Raw genomic sequence first — 19,035 nt, 5'->3', positions numbered from 1 at the left:
TGTGGAAAAGCAAAAATAAGCAAAGAAAACCGGGGGGATTGCAGTGGTTGAAGATTTGTTCTACCTTGACACGGACTCCCGGTATTAGGGCGGTGACTGAATAGGAAGGAATCATTCAGTTCGTGTTATGGTCCACAGTCGGGAGGCCGTTTGAAAAGCTCCCCGGTCAACCGGATATAGGCCCCGGGATCGAGCATGCGACACCCGCAAACCAACGAGGAAAGGACATGAACGGAGAACAGGAAAAGCTTGAAAAGATTTTCTTGGGCTACCACCCCCGGACGCAGGACGGCAGCTCTCCGCAGTCTCGCTCCCTCGGTGAGTCCATTGCCGTAATGGAAGCCTACAACAAGAGCCAGGGGGCGGGGGATCTCCGGGCCGAGCTTGTCGAAATAGCCTTCACCGACCTTTGCGCCGTTGCCGTTGTGAAAACAACAATCGGCAAGGTATGGCAGTACATCTGATACCCATCATAATTCTTTCTCATCGCTGCACCCATGCCGTCTGTCGGGGGATACTCTATCGGTCTTCCCTGGCAGGGGCCTGAATATGTGGTCTGCCCTCCGTCTTTTGTGGGATATGCGATAAGATATGAGTCGCCTGCACCCTTGAGGGTTAGGCCCCAATGGATGTCAGGAGAAGATATAGTGCGCACAGGCACAGGAGCGAGCCCATGACCATGTTGAAGCGTCGCATCTTCTTTCGGGTGTCGAGGAGCATGCCGAATCGGGTTCCCATGACGGCCCAGGTGGTGAGTGAGAGATAGCAGATGATGAAATAGAGGCCGGAGAAGAGGAAAAGCGGGGCATGGGAGTCCGGGCTCGTGAACATGGAGATGCCCGCGATGCAGGCCAGCCAGGCCTTGGGGTTGAGCCACTGCATGAGGAAGCCCTGCTTGAAGTCGGGGCAGGAGACTTCCTCGACCGAGAGCTCGGGATCTGCGGTGGCGATTTTGTAGCCGACATAGATGATGAACGACGAACCGGCCAGGGACAGATACTTGAGCAGGGCGGGATATGCGGTCACGAACTGCATGAGCCCGAGTCCCAGGGAGAGCAGGAGCAGGATGAACCCGATGGTCGCGCCGGAGACGAACGGAAACGTCCTCCGGAATCCATGGGATGCTCCCGAGGCGATGATCGTCATGTTGACCGGCCCGGGAGAAATGGACATTGTGAGAGAGAATACGCACATGGCGGCAATGAGAGAGAGCATTGTTGCCTCGCTGTTGAATTGTTTTCTTGTACCAACAATCTAGGCGGTGACCCGTGTCAGGTCCAATTGCATGATTGGATTGCGCCGATAAACGCCATGGATTGCCTGGAGTGACCGTCGTGGAGCTGTACCAACTCATATCCTTTGTCGCCGTTGCCGAAGAGGGCAACATGACGCGGGCGGCAGGTCGGCTGCACATGAGCCAGCCTGCGGTCAGCGCGCAGATCAAGGCCCTGGAGGAAGAGCTCGGGGTCAGGCTTTTCCTGCGGACCTCCCGGGGGATGGAATTGAGCGGGGACGGCAGGCGGCTGAAGGACAAGGCCAACGCCGTGTTGCGGGACGTCGAGGACTTCCGGATCGAGGCCGAAAAGGCCCGGGGCGGCGGCCACGGATCGGTCGTCCTCGGGGTCAACACCGACCCCGGCCTGTTGCGGCTCAAGGACGTCCACGCCGCGCTCGCCAGGGACTATCCCGGAATCTCCCTCGTGGTGAAAGAGACCATGAGCTGGGACGCGGCGGCCGAGCTGACGTCGAGAAACATTGATCTGTGTTTTTCCTATCTTCTCCCCGATGCCGACGGCATCGCCGCGCGACGCCTGGGGGAGGTCGAGCTTGCCATCGTCGCCCCCGAGGCCTGGAGAGACCGGGTGGGCGGCTCGGACCTCAAGGGACTCGCCTCGTTCCCTTGGGTCTGGACCAGCGACCATTGCCCCGTGAACAGGGTTCTCACCGGCCTGTTCCACGAAATCGGGGAAGAGCCGGTCAAGGCCGTTGTCGTGGACCAGGAGTCGGCCATCCTGCGGCTGGTGGCCGACGGGGTCGGCCTGGGCGTCATGCCCGCGCTCAAGGTGGAGGACCTCGCCGATGCCTACGGCATATTTCCCGTCATGAACCTGGAACAGACGCTCACTCTCCACCTGCTCTCGCTGGCGCGTCGGGCGGAGGATCCCATGATCGCGGCGATGGTGAATCTCATAAGGAACGTCTGGACCTAGCGGCTCGGCCCGGTTGACCGTCATTTGGGACGCTGTATGGCCGCAAGGCGCTGCAGCCCGACCTGCTGAACTTGTTGCCGCTGTCTATCGGGCACGCCCTGAGCCGACCCTTTTGGGGTATGCGTTTGCATACAAAAAGGTGGGCGCGGCCTTTCTCCCCGACCCGTCTCCCCACGCCTTGTTGCGCGTCGCGAAATTATCCATCTGACATCATTTGAATATTCATTTATCCCGCCGGTCTTGGGCCTCTTGGGGCGGGAGTAGCTGTTCGTGTTTGATCAAAATTATCTTGACAGAAATGTCACGGAAGGTAGGGTGGGAATGGTTACGCAAACGATTGCGCAAACGATTGTATGAGTGCGGTTCATTAATTATTTGGAGGTATCCGGTATGAGTCTTTCGAAAAAAATCACTGTTGCACTGATGTCCTTGGCGTTCCTTTTCACGGTCGCCATCGCGCCCGCTTCCGCCGAGAAGCCGGTCGTCGGTCTGGTCATGAAGTCCCTGGCCAACGAATTTTTCAAAACCATGGAAGAGGGTGCCCGCAAGTATGCCGAGGAAGACGGCACTTTCACCCTGATTCCGGTGGGCATGAACTCCGAGACCGACATCGACACCCAGGTCAGCGCCATGGAGAACTTCATCGCCCAGAAGGTGGACATGATCGTGGTCGCCCCGGCCGACTCCGTCGGCATGACCATCCCGGTCAAGAAGGCCGTTGACGCGGGCATCACCGTCGTCAACTTCGACGTCACCCTGAACAAGGAAGCGCTGGTCAAGGCCGGTCTGCCCAAGGATTTCCTGTTCGTCGGCCCCGATAACGCCGAAGGCGCGGAAATGGTCGGCGACTATCTGGCCGAGACCCTCGGCAAGGGCGCCAAGGTCATCATCATCGAAGGCAACCCCGGCGCGGACAACGCCAAGCAGCGCAAGGCCGGTTTCATGCGCTCCGTGGAGAAGTACAACCTGAACCTGTTGACCTCCCGTACCGCCCACTGGGAAACCGAGGAAGCCAATACCCTGATGACCAACCTGCTGACCATGCACCCGGACGTCCAGGGCGTCATGTGCGCCAACGATTCCATGGTGCTGGGCGTGGAGAAGGCCATCGCCGCCGCGGGCATGACCGGCAAGATCCAGATCGTCGGCTTCGACAACATCGGCGCGGTGCAGGAGCTGATCAAGCAGGGCAAGTGCCTGGCCACCGTCGACCAGTTCGGCCCCGAGATGGCCGCCAACGCCATCAAGGTCGGGTTCCGCATTCTCGGCGGCGAGAAGCTGACCGGCTGGCAGAAGACCCCCATCAAGCTCGTGACCAAGGCCGACCTGTAGGCCTGACGTGAACAGCGGCAGCGGGCCCCTGCGCCCGCTGCCTTTTTGAATGGGTTGCAATGTTTTTTCGGTTTGCCTTTGCTGGGAGCGCGGATGGATACAAATGAAAACATTATAGAACTGCGAGGCATTACCAAGCAGTTCCCCGGCGTCGTCGCCTTGAACGACGTCGATCTCGACATCAGGAAGGGCGAGGTGCACGTCCTGGTGGGCGAGAACGGGGCCGGCAAATCGAGCCTCATCAAGGTCCTGTGCGGCATCTACGCCCCCGATGCGGGGGAGATGCTCTACCAGGGGCGGCCCTACGCGCCGCAGACGCCGCACGACGCCATGAATGCGGGCATCCGGGTGGTCTATCAGGAGTTCAATCTCCTCTCCTATCTCTCCGTGGCGGAGAACATGTTTTTCGACAACCTGCCCCGCAGATACGGGCTGGTCGATTATCATACGCTGTATCGCAATACCCGGGAATTGCTGGACGTCGTCGGGCTGGACATCTCTCCCAAGACGCCGGTCGAATTGCTCGGGGTGGCCCAGATGCAGCTCATCGAGATCGCCAAGGCGATCTCGTCCGAGAGCAGGCTGCTCATCCTGGACGAGCCCACGGCAACGCTCTCCAGCAAGGAGATCGAGATGCTCTTCGGCATCGTCGCCAAGCTCAAGGCCCAGGGCGTGACCATCATCTTCATCTCCCACCACCTGCAGGAGGTCTTCGAGATCGGGGACCGCATCACCGTCCTGCGCAACGGCGAGAACGCCGGTACGCATGTCGCCAGCGACATCTCCATCCCGGAGATCGTCAAGCTCATGGTCGGCCGGTCCATGGACGAGGAGTATCCCTTCCGGGACGACGTGACCGTGGGCGAGCCCCTGCTCAGCGTGCGGAACCTGCGCTGCAAGGGCAGCGCCCATGCGGTCTCCTTCGAGGTCGGGCGGGGCGAACTGCTCGGCATGGCCGGGCTGGTCGGTTCCGGACGGACCGACGTGGTCCGCGCCATCTTCGGGGCGGACCCCAAGGACGGCGGCGAGATATTGCTGCACGGGAAGAGGCTGTCCATCAAAACGCCGCGCGACGCGGTCAAGAACCGTATCTGTCTGCTGACCGAGGACCGCAAGGACCAGGGGCTCATCCTCGAGATGTCCTGCGCCGTGAACACGACGCTCACGGACCTGGCCGGCGTGGCCCGCTACGGCTTCATCCAGCGGGACACGGAGCGGGAAGTGGCGGAGAGGCTGGTGGCCGATCTCGGCATCAAGACGCCGTCCATCGACCAGTGGGTGGGCAACCTGTCCGGCGGCAACCAGCAGAAGGTCGTCCTGGCCAAATGGCTGTTCCGGGACGCCGAGGTGCTCATCTTCGACGAGCCCACGCGCGGCATCGACGTGGGCGCCAAATACGAGATCTATCTTCTGCTCTGGCAGCTGGCCGCAGCGGGCAAGGCGATCATCATCGTCTCGTCCGACCTGCCGGAGATGCTCGGCATCTGTCACCGCATCATCACCTTCTCCGACGGGAAGATCACCGGCGAACTGCCGCGCGACGAATTCGATCAGGAACGGATTCTGACCATGGCGTACGAAGAATACATCCAGGATGACGCGGCAGCGGCATCGGAAACAGAATCAGTCAAACGGGGAGTCTGATGAATTTCAGGAAACTTGCATATCTGCTGCTCAGAGAGGCCGGTATCGGCGTGGCGCTGGTGTTGCTCATCGTCATTTTCATGCTCGTCGCGCCCAATTTCGCCTCGCCCATCAACATGATGAACATCTGCACGCAGATCAGCATCAACACGGTCATCGCGGTGGGCATGACCTTTGTCATCCTGCTGGGCGGCATCGACCTCTCGGTCGGGTCCGTGCTGGCGCTCTGCACCATCGTGGCCGGGCTGATACTCACCAATGAGGCCCTGTCTCCCGGACTGGCCTTCTTCCTCGCCGTGGTCGTCAGCCTGGCGGTCGGGGCGCTGTGCGGCCTGTTCAACGGGTTCGTGTGCGAGCGCTGGAAGATCCACTCGTTCGTGGTCACGCTGGGCATGCTCAACATAGCCCGGGGCGCGGCGCTCCAGATCAGCGACTCCAGGACCCTGTTCGGTTTTCCGGACGTGTTTACCGACCTGGGCGCGCAGAACGTGTTCGGCCTGCCCGTCATCTTCATCATGGCCCTGACGCTGGTCATCATAGGGACCATTGTCCTGAACCGGTCCGTGTTCGGGCGGATGATCTATGCCATCGGCAACAACGAGGAGGCCGTCCGCCTTTCCGGGCACCGGACCATCCTCTACAAGATCGCGGCCTTCGTCATCTGCGGCGGGTGCGTCGGCGTGGCCGGCATCATGTATATGCTGCGCCTGTCCATGGCCAGCCCGATCCTCGGCGTCGGTTTCGAGCTCAACGCCATCGCGGCGGTCGTCATCGGCGGCACCAGCATGATGGGCGGCAAGGGCTCCCTGGTGGGCACCTTCCTGGGGGCCTGCATCATCGGCGTGCTGAACAACGGGCTCCTGCTGCTCGGCATGGGCGATTTCGCCCGCCAGATCGTCACCGGCCTGATCATCGTGGCCGCGGTCATCATCGACACCTACCGCAACCGGCTCCTGACCAAGATTCAGGTGTCCGAGTAACGTCATGAGCGCTAAACAATTGATAGTCCTGGGCAGCGTCAACGCCGACCACATCGTCCGGCTGGATGATTTTCCCCGTCCCGGCGAAACCGTCATGGGCCACGGCTATCAGGTCCTGCCGGGCGGGAAGGGGGCCAACCAGGCCGTGGCCGCGGCCCGGCTCGGCGCGGAGGTCGGGTTCATCGCCTGCGTGGGCGACGACGACTTCGGCGCGCGCATCCTCAAGCGGTTTTGCGACGACGGCATCGACACCACGGCGGTCACGGTTGTGGACGGCATGCCCACGGGCATTGCGCTCATCCAGGTCGCGGCCAGCGGGGAGAACTCCATCGTGGTCTCGTCCGAAGCCAACGGCTGCCTGACCCCGGAAGTGCTGGAGCGGCAACTTGCCTTGCTGCAACAGGCCGACACCCTCTTAATGCAGCTCGAGAGCCCGCTGGAGACCATCGAGCTGGCCGCCCGCAAGGCGCGGGAGGCCGGTGCGGCCGTGGTGCTCAATCCGGCCCCGGCCCGGCCGCTGCCCGATTCGCTCCTGGCCGACGTGAGCGTGATAACCCCCAACGAGACCGAGGCGGAGCTGCTCACGGGCGTCAAGGTCGTCACCGAAGACGATGCGAGACGGGCCGCGGCCATTCTGCACGGCAAGGGGGTGGAGACCGTCATCATCACCCTCGGCAAGAATGGGGCTTTTTTGAGCGCCGACGGGATTTCCCGGCGGATCGAGGGGTACAGCGTCACGCCGGTTGACACCACCGCCGCCGGTGATACCTTCAACGGGGCGCTCGTGGCGGCCCTGCAGCAGGGGTTGGATATGGCCGGAGCCGTCCGTTTCGCCCACGGTGCCGCAGCCATCTCCGTAACCCGGCTCGGGGCGCAAACCTCCATTCCCTACCGTGGGGAAGTGGACAGATTCATCAAGGACAACGGATAACCGATCATGTCGACCATCAAGGATGTTGCCAAACTCGCCCAGGTGTCGACATCGACGGTCTCCCATGTCCTGAACAAGACCCGCTTTGTCCGCGAGGACACCCGCCAGCGGGTCAACGCCGCCGTTCGTGAGCTGAATTACCGTCCTTCGTCCATCGCCCGCAGCCTGAAGGTCCAGACGACCAACACGCTGGGCATGCTGGTCACGGCCAGCAGGAACCCGTTTTTCGCCGAAGTGGTCCACGCCGTTGAAAGGCGGTGCTACGAACGCGGTTACACTCTTTTTCTGTGCAATACCGAAGGCGACGTGAAGCGCATGGAAGCCAACCTCGACGCGCTTGAGGAAAAGCGCGTGGACGGGCTGCTGCTTCTGTGCAGCGAGGCGAACGACGACATCCTCCGCCTGCTGGAAACCGAGCGGGCCACCCCGACCGTTGTCTTCGACTGGGGGCCGGAGTCGAACAACGTCGACCGGATCTACGACAACTCCCCGGACGGCGGGTACATGGCCGTCCGGCATCTCATTGAAATGGGGCACACGGAAATCGGCTGCGTGACCGGCCCGTTGGGCCGCCGTTCGGCCATCGAGCGGCTCCAGGGGATGCGCACGGCCATGGCCGAAGCCGGGTTGCCGGTGCGCGAGGAATGGATCGTCGAGGGCGACTACGACTGCGGCGGCGGCATCCGCGCCCTGCAGCGGCTGATGAAACTGCCGGCCCGGCCGACCGCCCTTTTCGTGTGCAACGACATGATGGCGCTGGGCGTCATCAACGAGGCCGCCCGCACGGGACTGCGCGTCCCCGAAGACCTGTCCCTCGTCGGCTACGACGACATCTACATCGCCCGCTACATGACCCCGCCCCTCACGACCATTCACCAATCCACCAGCGAGATCGCGGCCATGGCCGTGGACACCCTCATTGAGCGTGTGGGCTCCAAGCGGGACAAGGGCCGGGTCATCCGGATCGAGCCCCGGCTCGTGGAGCGCGATTCCGTACGCAAAGTGAAATAGCCTGGAAAGTACCGCGCATTGGCTCAGGCCCGGGCAATGGATGGCGGTTGTGAACAGCCGGATCGGGATTGGCTGAACCGGAGTTCCTCCTTCTTTTGGTATTAAAGTCCCAGGTGTAGTTCGCGCAGAACGAAGCGGACCCTCTCGTCGACCGGAGCGCATGGGACCGTTGTCAGCGCATACCCGAATCTGTCGTAGGCCCGGCGCATGGCCTCGTGCGTTCTCTGCGCCTCGGCAAAGTCCTGCCTGCGCTCGGCGTCATTGGTGAAGATCGCCTTCCAGGGCGGGAAGATGAACACCGGGCTGGCATAGCGGTGCGAGGCGCAGGCCGCCAACAGCTCGCCAGAGATGGTCAGGCCTTCGAGCAGCGAATAGCCGTAGGTGTCGATGATTCCCCGGTCGAAGAAGACAGGGGCCGCGTGGCTCTGGTGATGCGCGTGGGCACGCAGTTCCGCGTCCAGCATCCGGTCCCGGAAGGCTGTCTTGTCCCGCCAGGGCAGGGCGTTGCCCGAACGTTCGAGTTCCTCCTGGATGATTCTCCGCCCCGTTTCCTCGGAGCAGGCATGGCCGAGCCGTTGCAGTGCTTCGATGACCGTGCTCTTTCCCGAGCCGGGGCCGCCCGTGAAGACGATGTATTTGCTGCGCATCGTTGGATGGACTCCTGTGTTGGGTGTTAAACTACATATGGCCGGGGCCGCGACAGCGGAGCGGGGCGGCCCTGCGTCAAGACGCCGCGAGGATTGGTCGCGGGCACGACGCGGAGAAACTCTTTCGGGAAGAATAGGGGAGAGGGAAGCGTTATGGGGTGGGAACGGTGAAATGATTGCTCAGGATGGGATGGAACACAAGGGAAAAGGCCGGTCGGCCGTGAATCATGAGCAGGAAAAAGGGGCGCCCCGTCGGGACGCCCCTTGTTTTTTGGCTTGTGGGCCGGGTTACATGGCCTTGCCTTGCTTCCAGGCCTTGATCAGCTCGTCGTAGTCCACGGTCTCACCCTGGGGCTTCTCGTTGGCCAGCTTGGCCTTGGGAGCGCCGGGCTGGTTGAGCCAGTAGGACTCGTCCTTGGGCTCGTTGAGCTTGGGACCGCAGATGCTGAGCACGTTGGCGCGCTCCAGGCGCATCATGATCTTGTCCTGCTCGGCCGCCAGGTTGTCCATGGCGGTGTCCACGGTGACCTCGCCGGCGACGGCCTCACCGATGTTCTGCCACCAGAGCTGGGCCAGCTTGGGGTAGTCGGGGACGTTGGTGCCGGTGGGGGTCCAGGCCACGCGGGCCGGGGAGCGGTAGAATTCCACCAGGCCGCCGAGCATGGGAGCGCGCTTGGTGAAGGACTCGTCGCGGATGTCGGAATCCCGGATGGGGGTCAGGCCGACGTGGGCCTTCTTCAGGGACACGGTCTTGGAGACGCAGAACTGGGCGAACAGCCAGGCGGCCTTGCGGCGGTCCACCGGGGTGGACTTCAGCAGGGTCCAGGAACCGCAGTCCTGATAGCCGAGCTTCTGGCCCTTTTCCCAGTAGGGGCCGTGCGGGGACGGAGCCATGCGCCACTTGGGCGTGCCGTCGGCGTTGACCACAGGGGTGCCCTTTTCGACCATGGCGGCGGTGAAGGCGGTGTACCAGAAGATCTGCTGGGCCACGTTGCCCTTGGCCAGGTACGGCAGGGACTGGTAGAAGTCCATGCCCAGGGCGCCCGGAGGCGCGTAGCGGCGCAGCCAGTCCATGTACTTGCGCAGGGCGTACTTGGCGGCCGGGCCGTTGGTGGCGCCGCCGCGGGACACGGAGGAGCCCACCGGGCGGCAGTCTTCCACGCGGATGCCCCATTCGTCCACGGGCTTGCCGTTGGGCAGACCCTTGTCGCCGGCACCGGCCATGGACAGCCATGCGTCGGTGAAGCGCCAGCCGAGGTCCGGGGCCTTCTTGCCGTAGTCCATGTGGCCGTAGATGGCCACGCCGTCGATCTCACGCACGTCGTTGGTGAAGAATTCGGCGATGTCCTCGTAGGCGGACCAGTTGACCGGCACGCCCAGTTCGTAGCCGTACTTGGCCTTGAAGGCCTTGCGCAGTTCGGGCTTCTTGAACCAGTCGTAGCGGAACCAGTAGAGGTTGGCGAACTGCTGGTCGGGCAGCTGGTAGAGCTTGCCGTCCGGGCCGGTGGTGAAGGACTTGCCCATGAAGTCGTCGACGTCCAGGGTGGGCAGGGTCACGTCCTTGCCTTCGCCCGCCATCCAGTCGGTCAGGTTGACGACCTTGCCGGAGCGGAAGTGGGTCCCGATGAGGTCCGAGTCGTTGATGTACCCGTCGAAGACGTTTTCGCCCGACTGGAACTGGACCTGGAGTTTCTCGATGACGTCACCTTCCTGGATCAGGTCGTGGGTGACCTTGATGCCGGTGATCTCGTAGAAAGCCTTGGCGAGCACCTTGGATTCGTACTCGTGGGTGGGGATGGTCTCGGAGACGACCTTGATCTCCATGCCTTTGTAGGGAGCGGCCGCCTTGATGAACCACTCCATTTCCTTCATCTGCTCAGCCTTGCTCAGCGTCGAAGGCTGGAACTCGCTGTCCACCCATTTCTCCGCTGCCTTCATGTCCGCCATACCGGCGGTGGCGAGGCTGAGGAATGCCAGGGTCAGCATTCCCGTGATCAATAAACGCCGCAACTTCATACGTACCTCCGTATGCTGATTAAGAAAAGACCTCTGCCGTAATACCCAATATTTCCGTTCCTCCTGTTTCCCGTTCGCGTTTGACACGCGGCCTAGCTATCCCCACCGCATGACGATGACGAGGAAACAAACGGATATAGCCGTAGCGATCCAGACGGGTGAAGCGGTCAGTCCGATCCAGGACAGGTGAATGTACGCGCTGCCCAATAGCCCGATGAACAGGCGGTCGCCGCGCGTGGTGGTCAGCGGCAGGAAGCCGCGCCGCGCCACGCAGGGGGAGACGATCTCCCATATGGTCATGCCGACGAGGATGACCGCAATGGTCAGGAAGAACCCGGCGGTTACCGGAGTCCATGCCATCCATTCGAGATTCATGATTGCCTCCTCCTAGACCCTGCCCAGGGCGAAGCCCTTGGCCAGATGGTTGCGGACGAACCAGATGACCAGCGCGCCGGGCACGATGGTCAGGATGCCCGCCGCTGCGAGCAGCCCCCAGTCAAGCCCGGTGGCGCTGACGGTCCTGGTCATGGTCGCGGCGATGGGCTTGGCCGCGGTGGTCGTCAGGGTGCGGGCCAGCAGCAGCTCGACCCAGCTGAACATGAAGCAGAAGAACGCGGTCACGCCGATGCCCGCGCGGATCAGCGGGATGAACACCCGGATGAAGAAGCGCGGGAAGGAGTAGCCGTCGATGAAGGCGGTCTCGTCGATCTCCCTGGGCACGCCGGACATGAACCCTTCCAGGATCCAGACGGCCAGGGGCACGTTGAACAGGCAGTGGGAAAGGGCCACCGCGATGTGCGTGTCGATCAGGTTGAAGGTGGAGTAGAGCTGGAAGAAGGGCAGCAGGAAGACCGCGGGCGGGGCCATGCGGTTGGTCAGCAGCCAGAAGAAGACGTGCTTGTCGCCGATGAACTGGTAGCGCGAGAACGCGTAGGCCGCGGGCAGGGCTGTGGTCAGCGAGATCACGGTGTTGATGGTCACGTAGATGATCGAGTTGATGTACCCGGAATACCAGGACGGGTCCGTGAATATCTTCATGTAGTTGACCAGCGTGGGATGGGTCGGGATGATCGAGAACGACCGCATGATGTCCGCGTTGGTCCGGAAGGACATGTTCAACATCCAGTAGATGGGCAGGAAGAGCAGGATCAGGTAGGCGATCAGCCCGATGTGTCGTTTTTTCAGTTTCATGCCTTGTCTCCCGTGCCCACCGCCTGCAGGGCCTGGTAGAACAGCCAGCAGAAAAGCAGGATGATGAGGAAGTAGATGAGCGAAAAGGCCGCAGCCGGACCGAGGTCGAACTGGCCCACGGCGATCTTGACCAGGTAGATGGACAGGAACGTGGTCGTGTTGCCGGGCCCGCCGCCGGTCAGGACGAACGGTTCGGCGTAGATCAGGAAGCTGTCCATGAAGCGCAGCAGCAGGGCTATGGTCAGCACCCCGCGCATCTTGGGCAGCTGGATGTAGCGGAAGACCGCCCAGCTCGACGCCCCGTCGATCTTGGCCGCCTGGTAGTACGCCTCGGGGATGGCTCGCAGACCCGCGTAGGCCAGCAGGGCGACCAGCGGGGTCCAGTGCCATATCTCCATGAGCATCAGGGTGATCCAGGCGTCCACCGGCGAGGCCGTGTGGTCGAACGCGATGCCCGCGTTGTTGACGATGGCCCCGAACAGGCCGATGTCGGGCCGGGTGAAGATGATCCAGATGGTCCCGATGACGTTCCAGGGGATGAGCAGGGGCAGGGCCAGGATGACCAGGCAGGCCGACGAGGTCCAGCCCTTCTTGGGCATCATCAGGGCGATGACGATGCCCAGCGGTATTTCGGTCAGCAGGACCATGAAGGAGAAGGCCAGCTGCTTGAACAGGGCGTCGTGCAGCCGCTCGTCCAGGAGCACGTCCCGGAACCACTCCACGCCCACGAAGAAGCGCTGGCCAGGCCCGAAGATGTCCTGGACCGAGTAGTTGACCACGGTCATCAGCGGGATGATGGCCGAGAAGGCCACGATCGCGAAGACCGGGAGGACAAGGAACCACGCCTTGTTGTCATGCCATTTATTCATGGGAGCCCCCCTGTCGGACCAGCCGCTCGTCACAGTAGAGTTTGATCTTTTCCGGCGGCAGCGAGATCCAGCACTTCCCTTCCGGCACCCTGCCGTTCTCGTTGACCCGGGCCTTGATCTCGCTGCCGTTGAAGGTCGCGGTGACGATCTTGCAGAATCCCTGGTCCTCGATGCCGATGACCGTGCCCTCGATGCCGTGTTCCACCGGGCCGTCGTGCAGCCCCACGTACATGGGCCGGATGCCGATCTTGAGGTTCTGGCCGGTGCACATGTTGGCCAGCGACGGCAGCAGCGGGACGTCGATGCTCCCGACCCGGGCGATGTGCCCGTCCAGGGCGCATTCGAGGAAGTTCATGCCCGGGCTGCCGATGAAGTAGCCGACGAAGGTGTGCTCGGGGTTCTCGAACAGCTCCTGGGGCGTGCCCATCTGGACGATCTCGCCCTCGTACATGACCACGATCTGGTCGGCGAAGGTCATGGCCTCCACCTGGTCGTGGGTCACGTAGATCATGGTCAGGTTGAACTTGGAGTGGATCTCCTTGAGTTTGCGCCGCAGGTCCCATTTCAGGTGCGGGTCGATGACGGTCAGGGGCTCGTCGAACAGGATGGCGGCCACGTCGCTGCGCACCAGTCCGCGGCCCAGGGATATCTTCTGCTTGGCGTCGGCCGACAGGTTGGCGGCCCGCTTGTTCAGGTCCTGTGTCAGGTCCAGGGCCTCGGCGATCTCCAGGACGCGCTCGCGGATGCTCTGCTTGTCCACGCCCCGGTTGCGCAGGGGGAAGGCCAGGTTGTCGTACACGGTCATGGTGTCGTAGAGCACCGGGAACTGGAAGACCTGGGCGATGTTGCGCTGTTCCGGCTGCATGGCCGAGACGTCGGTGCCGTCATACAGGATGGACCCGTGGGACGGTTTGAGCAGGCCGGAGATGATGTTCAGCATGGTGGTCTTGCCGCAGCCCGAGGGGCCGAGCAGGGCGTAGGCCCCGCCGTCCTCCCAGACCGTATGGATGCGCTTGAGCGCGAAGTCCTGCTCGCCTGAAGGGTTGGGCAGGTAGCTGTGCTTGATTTCGTTCAGTTCGATTCGTGCCATGGGAACCTGTCACTGGTTGGCCGGCGCGATAACGAGATCGCCCTTGGCGTTGAAGACGTAGAAGGCCTCGGGCCGGACATAGACCGACACCTCGTTGCCCACCTCGAAGGCGTGGACGCCGTTCTCCTGGACCACCAGGGACTCGTCGCCGTAGTTGAAGTGGACAAAGGTCTCGGAGCCGTTGATCTCGGCCAGCCCGATCCTCCCCCGGATGCGCGCGCACTCCTCGGCCTCGCACTTGAGGTTGAGCTGGCTGGCGCGGATGCCGAAGGTGTATTCCCCGGGCGTCAAATCGGACATGGTGTGGGGAACGGGTAGGGACAGGGCGTGGCCGATGTTGACCTTGCCGTCGTCCACCGAGCCGCTGATGAAGTTGATGGGCGGGTCGCTGAAGACCTCGGCCACCCGTGTGTTGGCCGGGTGCAGGAAGACGTCCGCCGTGGGCCCCACCTGGAGGACCTCGCCCTCGTGCATGACGATGACGTTGCCGCCGAGCATGAGGGCCTCGGTGGGTTCGGTGGTGGTGTAGACGACCACCGAGTCGCGGGCCCGGAAAATCTTGCGCAACTCGTCGCGCAGCTCCTCGCGCAGCTTGTAGTCGAGGTTGACCAGGGGCTCGTCCAGCAGCAGCAGGTCCACGTCCTTGACCAGGGCACGGGCGATGGCCGTACGCTGCTGCTGGCCGCCGGACAGCTCGGCGGGCAGCCGGTCGAGCATGTTGTCGATGTGCAGCATGGAGGCCGCCTGCATGACCCGCGTGCGGATCTCCTCCTTGGGCAGGCCGTGGATGGCCAGCGGGGAGGCGATGTTGTCGTAGATTGTCTGGGAGGGGTAGTTGATGAATTGCTGGTAGACCATGGCCACGCTGCGCTTGCGCACGGACACGCCGGTCACGTCCACGCCGTTGGCGACCACCGTGCCGGTGGTCGGTCGGTCCAGCCCGGCCATGATGCGCAAGAGCGAGGTCTTGCCCGCCAGGGTGCGGCCGAGCACCACATAGCGGGAGCCGGATTCGAAATCGAGATCTATCCCCTTGAGATGAATCTCTCTTCCAACCGTCTTGCCGATACCGTTGAGTTTAAGCCCCATGTTAGGTCTCCGGGTGATCGATTGCGGTCAAAACTGTACTGATTAGTCACATTATAGCATAACATCCTCACAAAATGTTCGCAAGCGAAAATCAGGATAATCGCACCTCCCGGCCTATTAATAGGGATGGATGGATCGTTATTTGGCCACGTGCAGCTCCACCCCGTTCAGCTTCATGACCTCCACCAGTTCGGCGGGCGGCGTTTCGTCGGTGAACATGGCGTCCACCTCCTTGATGTTGCCCAGCCTGACCATGGCGTTGCGCCCGAACTTGCTGTGGTCCGTGACCAGGAAGACCTTGCGCGAGTTGTCCATGATCGAGCGGGCCGCGGTGACCTCCCGGTAGTCGAAGTCGAGCAGGGTGCCGTCGAGGTCCACGCCGCTGATGCCGATGATCCCGTAGTCCACCTTGAACTGGCGGATGAACTCGATGGTCGATTCGCCGACGATGCCGCCGTCCTTGTGGCGGACCACGCCGCCGGCCACGATGACCTCCAGCCCCTCGTTGGAACTCAATGTTTTCGCCACGTTGAGGTTGTTGGTGATGACCCGCAAGCGGTCGTGCCGGGTCAGGGCCTTGGCCACCTCCTCGTTGGTGGTGCCCATGTTGATGAACAGCGAGGAGCGGGACGGGATGTGCTGGGCCACCAGCTGGGCGATGATCTGTTTCTCCCGCAGGCACAGTATCTTGCGGTTGGTGTAGTCGACGTTCTCGGTGCTCAGCATGGGCCCGGCCCCGCCGTGGTGGCGCTGGAGCAGCCCCTGGTCGGTCAGGGCGTTGATGTCCCGGCGGATGGTCTGGGGGGTGACGTCGAAGGTCTCGGCCAGGGTGCCGATGGCCATGAACCCCTGCTCGCGCACCAGGGTGACTATTTTGGCCCGCCTGCTGCGGACCGAGACGTGTCGTCCGCTTTTTTCCCCTGTCTCCCCGGATATCTCCGTGCTCACTTTTTGTTTCATTTGGTGTTCGCTTTGTTCGATTGTGAACGGAAAAGAGTCCGCTATTGTGTTGGAAAGTGAAAATTGATAGTGACCAATTCCCGTTTTTGGGATAAGATCACCCGTAATTTTGATTTGGAAAGATGATTTTTGTTCATATCATGTTCGTTTTTTTGCTACAAGAGAAAATGAAAATCCACACTGCGCGATTGGGGAAAAGGGGCTGATAGGAAGATGAAGACCATGGAGACCCGGGTGCTCATACTCGGCGGCGGGGCGACCGGAACCGGCCTGGCCCGTGATCTGGCCCTGCGGGGCGTAGACTGCCTGCTGGCCGAGCGCCGCGACATCAACGCGGGGGCCTCGGGCGGCAACCACGGCCTGCTGCACAGCGGGGCGCGCTACGTGGCCTCGGACGCGGCCGCGGCCATCGAGTGCCGCGAGGAGGGCGAGCTGCTCAAGCGGCTGGCCCCGCAGTGCATCGAGGACACGGGGGGCCTGTTCGTGGCCGTTCAGGGCGACGATGAGAACTATATCGCGAATTTCGAGTCCATGTGCGCGGCCAGCACCGTGCCCACCCATCCCCTGGACCTCGATGAGGCCCGCCATCTGGAACCCGCTTTGTCCGATAAATTGATCGCGGCCTACGCCACCGAGGACGCGTCCGTGGACCCGTTCATGCTCTCGCTGGACAACCTGGCCCAGGCCGTGGACCGGGGCGTGCGCTACCTGCGCAACGCCAAGCTGGTGGCATTCGAGCGCGACAACGGGCGCATCGGCCGCTCCATCTTCCTGGACCAGACCTCGGGCGAGCGGTTCGCGGTGCAGGCCGACATCGTGGTCAACGCCACGGGCGCCTGGGCCGGCATGGTCGCCGCCCTGGCCGGGGCGCACATCGACATCCTCTATTCCTCGGGCAGCCTGCTGGTCACTCAGGACCGGCTGACCACGCGCGTGGTCAACCGGCTGCGCAAGGCCGCGGACTCGGACATCCTGGTGCCCGGAGGCACGGTCTCGGTCCTCGGGACCACCTCGGTGACCATCGATTCGCCCGACCTCTGCCGCCCGACCGTGGCCGAGGCCGACGCCATCATCGACGACGCGCGGGCCATGATCCCGGTGCTGGAGACCGCCCGCTACATCCGGGCCTATGCCGGGGTACGACCCCTGGTCCTGGTGGCCGGGGCCGGGGACGCGCGCAGCGTGAGCCGCAATTTCTCGCTCATCGACCACGAAAAGGACAATGTGGAGAATTTCGTGACCATCACCGGCGGCAAGCTGACCACCTACCGGCTCATGGCCGAGCGCACGGCGGACCTCGTCTGCGCCAAGCTCGGCGTGGACGCGGCGTGCACCACCCGCACCGAGCCGCTGCCCGCCTCGACCAGGGGCGAGTGGACCGAGCCCGGCCTGGGACCCAAACGGTGGATCGGCGAGCGCGACAAGGACGACATCATCCTGTGCGAGTGCGAAATGGTCTCGCGCAAGGCGGTCAACCAGATCATCGACGGCATGGACGGCCAGTACGGCTCGTCGCTGCTGAACAGCATCGGGCTGCGCAGCCGCGTGGGCAAGGGGCCGTGCCAGGGCGGGTTCTGCGGCCTGCGCGTCACCGGCCACCTGTACGACGAGGGCTATGTCTCCGGCCTGCGCGGCGTGCACGAGATGCATGCCTTCACCCGCAGGCGCTGGCGCGGTCTGAGGCCGGTCCTGTGGGGGCTGCCCCTGGTCCAGGCCGACTTGCAGGAGGCCCTGTACTGCGGGGCGTTGGACCTGGAGCTGGAAGCGGACGCGCGCGACGACGGAGGTGACCTGTGAGCGGGAACACCCATGACGTCATGGTCATCGGCGCGGGGTTCGCGGGCATGGCCGCTGCCCTGTTCGCGGCCAGGGCAGGGCTGTCCGTGGCCCAGTCCGGGGTCACCGGCGGCATCGATTTCAGCACCGGCTTCATCGACCTCATGGGCGTGCATCCGGTGGCCGAGGGCATCCGCTGGGATGATCCGTGGGCAGCGGTCGAGGCCGTGTCCAGGGACTGCCCCAAGCACCCTTATGCCCGCATGGTCCGGCCCGACATGGAAAGGGCCATCGACGGGTTCACGGATTTTCTGGCCGTCCAGGGGCTCGATTACACCGGCCACGCGGACCACAACTGCCGGGCCCTGACGCCCGTGGGCACGGTCAAGCGCACCTGGCGCGTGCCGCGTACCGCCTGGAAGGGCGTCCTCGCCCTGGAGAGCGCGGCCCCCACGCTCATCGTGGATTTCCACGGGCTCAAGGGATTCAGCGGCAACCAGCTGGTCGAGATGCGCAAGGAAACCTGGTCCGGCCTGCGCGCCGCGCGCGTGACCTTCCCGAGAGGCAGCGGCGAACTTTACCCCGAGCACATGGCCTGGGCCCTGGCCGATCCCAAGTACCGGGAGAAGCTGGCCGAGGCCGTGGCCCCGCACCTGGGGGACGCCGAATACCTGGGTTTTCCGGCCGTGCTCGGGCTGGTCGATCCGGGCCGGGTCGTCGACCACCTGGAGGAGCTGACCGGCAGGCAGGTCTTCGAAATCCCGACCATCCCGCCGTCCATCGCGGGGCCGAGGCTGCGCGGGGCCTTTGACCGGGGGCTGCCTGCACTCGGCGTGCGCACCCTGTCCCAGGCCACGGTGACCGAGGCCGAGGCCGTGGAGGACGGCTTCCGCTTCACGGTCGGCAGGGGCGGCGGCAGGACCGAAGTCCGCGCCAAGGCCGCCATCCTGGCCACGGGCCGCTTCTTCGGCAAGGGGCTGATCGCCGACCGGCACGCCATCCGCGAGGCGGTCTTCGGCCTGCCCGTGGTCCAGCCCGAGACGCGCGAGCAATGGCACAACAAGGAATTCTTCCACACCGACGGGCACGCGGCCAACGCATCCGGCCTTGAAGTGGACGACCTGTTCCGGCCGCTGGGCAGGGACGGGCGCCCCGCCCACAAGCGGCTGTTCGCGGCCGGGGCAATCCTGGCCCATCAGGACTGGATGCGCATGAAGTGCGGGGCCGGGCTGGCCATCACCTCGGCCTGGCGCGCCGTGCAGGGGCTGGTGCAGGGAGCTGATTAATTT

At 63.3% G+C, this 19,035-nt stretch carries 18 protein-coding genes; 9 read left to right on the top strand and 9 right to left on the bottom strand.

What is annotated here, in order from left to right:
- The first annotated feature begins 227 nt into the window (after positions 1-227).
- Entirely contained in the window at positions 228-464 is a 237-nt protein-coding gene (locus ACR42D_RS14795; RefSeq protein WP_484567563.1) for a hypothetical protein, read from the top strand.
- Positions 465-615: 151 nt separating this feature from the next.
- Here ACR42D_RS14795 and ACR42D_RS14790 read toward each other — a convergent pair whose 3' ends face one another.
- A complete protein-coding gene (locus ACR42D_RS14790) occupies positions 616-1,173 on the bottom strand; it encodes a LysE family translocator (RefSeq protein WP_484567562.1) in 558 nt (185 codons plus the stop codon).
- Positions 1,174-1,334: 161 nt separating this feature from the next.
- Here ACR42D_RS14790 and ACR42D_RS14785 point away from each other — a divergent pair, with 161 nt between their 5' ends.
- From ACR42D_RS14785 to ACR42D_RS14760, 6 genes are all read left to right on the top strand, one after another.
- A complete protein-coding gene (locus tag ACR42D_RS14785; RefSeq protein WP_484567561.1) occupies positions 1,335-2,210 on the top strand; it encodes a LysR family transcriptional regulator in 876 nt (291 codons plus the stop codon).
- Positions 2,211-2,600: 390 nt separating this feature from the next.
- Entirely contained in the window at positions 2,601-3,542 is a 942-nt protein-coding gene (locus ACR42D_RS14780) for a substrate-binding domain-containing protein (RefSeq protein WP_484567560.1), read from the top strand.
- A gap of 93 nt (positions 3,543-3,635) precedes the next feature.
- Positions 3,636-5,186: a sugar ABC transporter ATP-binding protein gene (locus tag ACR42D_RS14775; RefSeq protein WP_484567559.1), complete on the top strand. Its 1,551-nt coding sequence runs from the start codon at positions 3,636-3,638 to the stop codon at positions 5,184-5,186.
- Positions 5,186-6,166 (top strand): ABC transporter permease, encoded by a 981-nt coding sequence (locus ACR42D_RS14770; RefSeq protein WP_484567558.1) that lies wholly within the window; start codon positions 5,186-5,188, stop codon positions 6,164-6,166. The genes ACR42D_RS14775 and ACR42D_RS14770 overlap by 1 nt, the downstream gene beginning before the upstream one ends.
- Positions 6,167-6,170: 4 nt before the next feature.
- On the top strand, positions 6,171-7,097 hold the full coding sequence (gene rbsK / locus ACR42D_RS14765) for a ribokinase (protein WP_484567557.1): 927 nt from the start codon (positions 6,171-6,173) through the stop codon (positions 7,095-7,097).
- Between the two features lie 6 nt (positions 7,098-7,103).
- Complete coding sequence (locus ACR42D_RS14760; protein WP_484567555.1) at positions 7,104-8,108, top strand: substrate-binding domain-containing protein; 1,005 nt, start codon at positions 7,104-7,106, stop codon at positions 8,106-8,108.
- Positions 8,109-8,209: 101 nt separating this feature from the next.
- On the opposite strand, the gene ACR42D_RS14755 is transcribed toward ACR42D_RS14760, so the two are convergent.
- The 8 genes from ACR42D_RS14755 to ACR42D_RS14720 all read right to left on the bottom strand — a co-directional run bounded on the left by ACR42D_RS14755 (position 8,210) and on the right by ACR42D_RS14720 (position 15,970).
- Positions 8,210-8,755, bottom strand: a complete 546-nt coding sequence (locus ACR42D_RS14755; protein WP_484567553.1) for an AAA family ATPase — start codon at positions 8,753-8,755, stop codon at positions 8,210-8,212.
- 288 nt (positions 8,756-9,043) lie between these two features.
- On the bottom strand, positions 9,044-10,771 hold the full coding sequence (locus tag ACR42D_RS14750) for an ABC transporter substrate-binding protein (RefSeq protein ID WP_484567552.1): 1,728 nt from the start codon (positions 10,769-10,771) through the stop codon (positions 9,044-9,046).
- A gap of 96 nt (positions 10,772-10,867) precedes the next feature.
- Positions 10,868-11,146, bottom strand: a complete 279-nt coding sequence (locus tag ACR42D_RS14745) for a DUF2160 domain-containing protein (RefSeq protein WP_484567551.1) — start codon at positions 11,144-11,146, stop codon at positions 10,868-10,870.
- A gap of 12 nt (positions 11,147-11,158) precedes the next feature.
- Positions 11,159-11,962, bottom strand: a complete 804-nt coding sequence (locus ACR42D_RS14740) for a carbohydrate ABC transporter permease (RefSeq protein WP_484567550.1) — start codon at positions 11,960-11,962, stop codon at positions 11,159-11,161.
- Positions 11,959-12,831 (bottom strand): carbohydrate ABC transporter permease, encoded by an 873-nt coding sequence (locus ACR42D_RS14735; protein ID WP_484567549.1) that lies wholly within the window; start codon positions 12,829-12,831, stop codon positions 11,959-11,961. Before ACR42D_RS14735 ends, ACR42D_RS14740 begins: the two co-directional genes overlap by 4 nt.
- Positions 12,824-13,921, bottom strand: coding sequence for an ABC transporter ATP-binding protein (locus ACR42D_RS14730; protein WP_484567548.1), 1,098 nt, complete (start codon positions 13,919-13,921; stop codon positions 12,824-12,826). The genes ACR42D_RS14735 and ACR42D_RS14730 overlap by 8 nt, the downstream gene beginning before the upstream one ends.
- 9 nt (positions 13,922-13,930) lie before the next feature.
- Positions 13,931-15,010 carry an ABC transporter ATP-binding protein gene (locus ACR42D_RS14725; RefSeq protein WP_484567547.1) on the bottom strand — a complete coding sequence of 360 codons (1,080 nt, stop codon included), beginning with the start codon at positions 15,008-15,010 and terminating at the stop codon, positions 13,931-13,933.
- A 138-nt stretch (positions 15,011-15,148) separates the two neighbouring features.
- Complete coding sequence (locus ACR42D_RS14720) at positions 15,149-15,970, bottom strand: DeoR family transcriptional regulator (RefSeq protein ID WP_484567546.1); 822 nt, start codon at positions 15,968-15,970, stop codon at positions 15,149-15,151.
- Positions 15,971-16,183: 213 nt separating this feature from the next.
- Between ACR42D_RS14720 and ACR42D_RS14715 the strand changes: the two genes are divergently transcribed.
- The gene (locus tag ACR42D_RS14715; protein ID WP_484567545.1) at positions 16,184-17,767 is read left to right on the top strand and encodes an FAD-dependent oxidoreductase; all 1,584 of its coding nucleotides are present in this window, start codon (positions 16,184-16,186) and stop codon (positions 17,765-17,767) included.
- Complete coding sequence (gene glpB, locus ACR42D_RS14710; RefSeq protein WP_484567544.1) at positions 17,764-19,032, top strand: glycerol-3-phosphate dehydrogenase subunit GlpB; 1,269 nt, start codon at positions 17,764-17,766, stop codon at positions 19,030-19,032. Before ACR42D_RS14715 ends, glpB begins: the two co-directional genes overlap by 4 nt.
- The last annotated feature ends 3 nt before the right edge of the window (positions 19,033-19,035 follow it).

Source organism: Pseudodesulfovibrio sp. lm2024, from assembly GCF_051175575.1.
GTDB lineage: Bacteria > Desulfobacterota > Desulfovibrionia > Desulfovibrionales > Desulfovibrionaceae > Pseudodesulfovibrio > Pseudodesulfovibrio caledoniensis.
Note: the sequence above shows the minus strand (reverse complement) of the source record. Positions and strands in the feature narration are given on the sequence as shown.

Coding starts and splice junctions, on each gene's coding strand:
- ACR42D_RS14740 (WP_484567550.1), bottom strand. CDS start 11,962: ATGAAACTGAAAAAACGACACATCGGGCTGATCGCCTACCTGATCCTG.
- ACR42D_RS14745 (WP_484567551.1), bottom strand. CDS start 11,146: ATGAATCTCGAATGGATGGCATGGACTCCGGTAACCGCCGGGTTCTTC.
- ACR42D_RS14780 (WP_484567560.1), top strand. CDS start 2,601: ATGAGTCTTTCGAAAAAAATCACTGTTGCACTGATGTCCTTGGCGTTC.
- ACR42D_RS14715 (WP_484567545.1), top strand. CDS start 16,184: ATGAAGACCATGGAGACCCGGGTGCTCATACTCGGCGGCGGGGCGACC.
- ACR42D_RS14730 (WP_484567548.1), bottom strand. CDS start 13,921: ATGGCACGAATCGAACTGAACGAAATCAAGCACAGCTACCTGCCCAAC.
- ACR42D_RS14755 (WP_484567553.1), bottom strand. CDS start 8,755: ATGCGCAGCAAATACATCGTCTTCACGGGCGGCCCCGGCTCGGGAAAG.
- ACR42D_RS14725 (WP_484567547.1), bottom strand. CDS start 15,010: ATGGGGCTTAAACTCAACGGTATCGGCAAGACGGTTGGAAGAGAGATT.
- ACR42D_RS14790 (WP_484567562.1), bottom strand. CDS start 1,173: ATGTCCATTTCTCCCGGGCCGGTCAACATGACGATCATCGCCTCGGGA.
- ACR42D_RS14760 (WP_484567555.1), top strand. CDS start 7,104: ATGTCGACCATCAAGGATGTTGCCAAACTCGCCCAGGTGTCGACATCG.
- rbsK (WP_484567557.1), top strand. CDS start 6,171: ATGAGCGCTAAACAATTGATAGTCCTGGGCAGCGTCAACGCCGACCAC.
- ACR42D_RS14775 (WP_484567559.1), top strand. CDS start 3,636: ATGGATACAAATGAAAACATTATAGAACTGCGAGGCATTACCAAGCAG.
- ACR42D_RS14770 (WP_484567558.1), top strand. CDS start 5,186: ATGAATTTCAGGAAACTTGCATATCTGCTGCTCAGAGAGGCCGGTATC.
- ACR42D_RS14750 (WP_484567552.1), bottom strand. CDS start 10,771: ATGAAGTTGCGGCGTTTATTGATCACGGGAATGCTGACCCTGGCATTC.
- ACR42D_RS14720 (WP_484567546.1), bottom strand. CDS start 15,970: ATGAAACAAAAAGTGAGCACGGAGATATCCGGGGAGACAGGGGAAAAA.
- ACR42D_RS14735 (WP_484567549.1), bottom strand. CDS start 12,831: ATGAATAAATGGCATGACAACAAGGCGTGGTTCCTTGTCCTCCCGGTC.
- ACR42D_RS14795 (WP_484567563.1), top strand. CDS start 228: ATGAACGGAGAACAGGAAAAGCTTGAAAAGATTTTCTTGGGCTACCAC.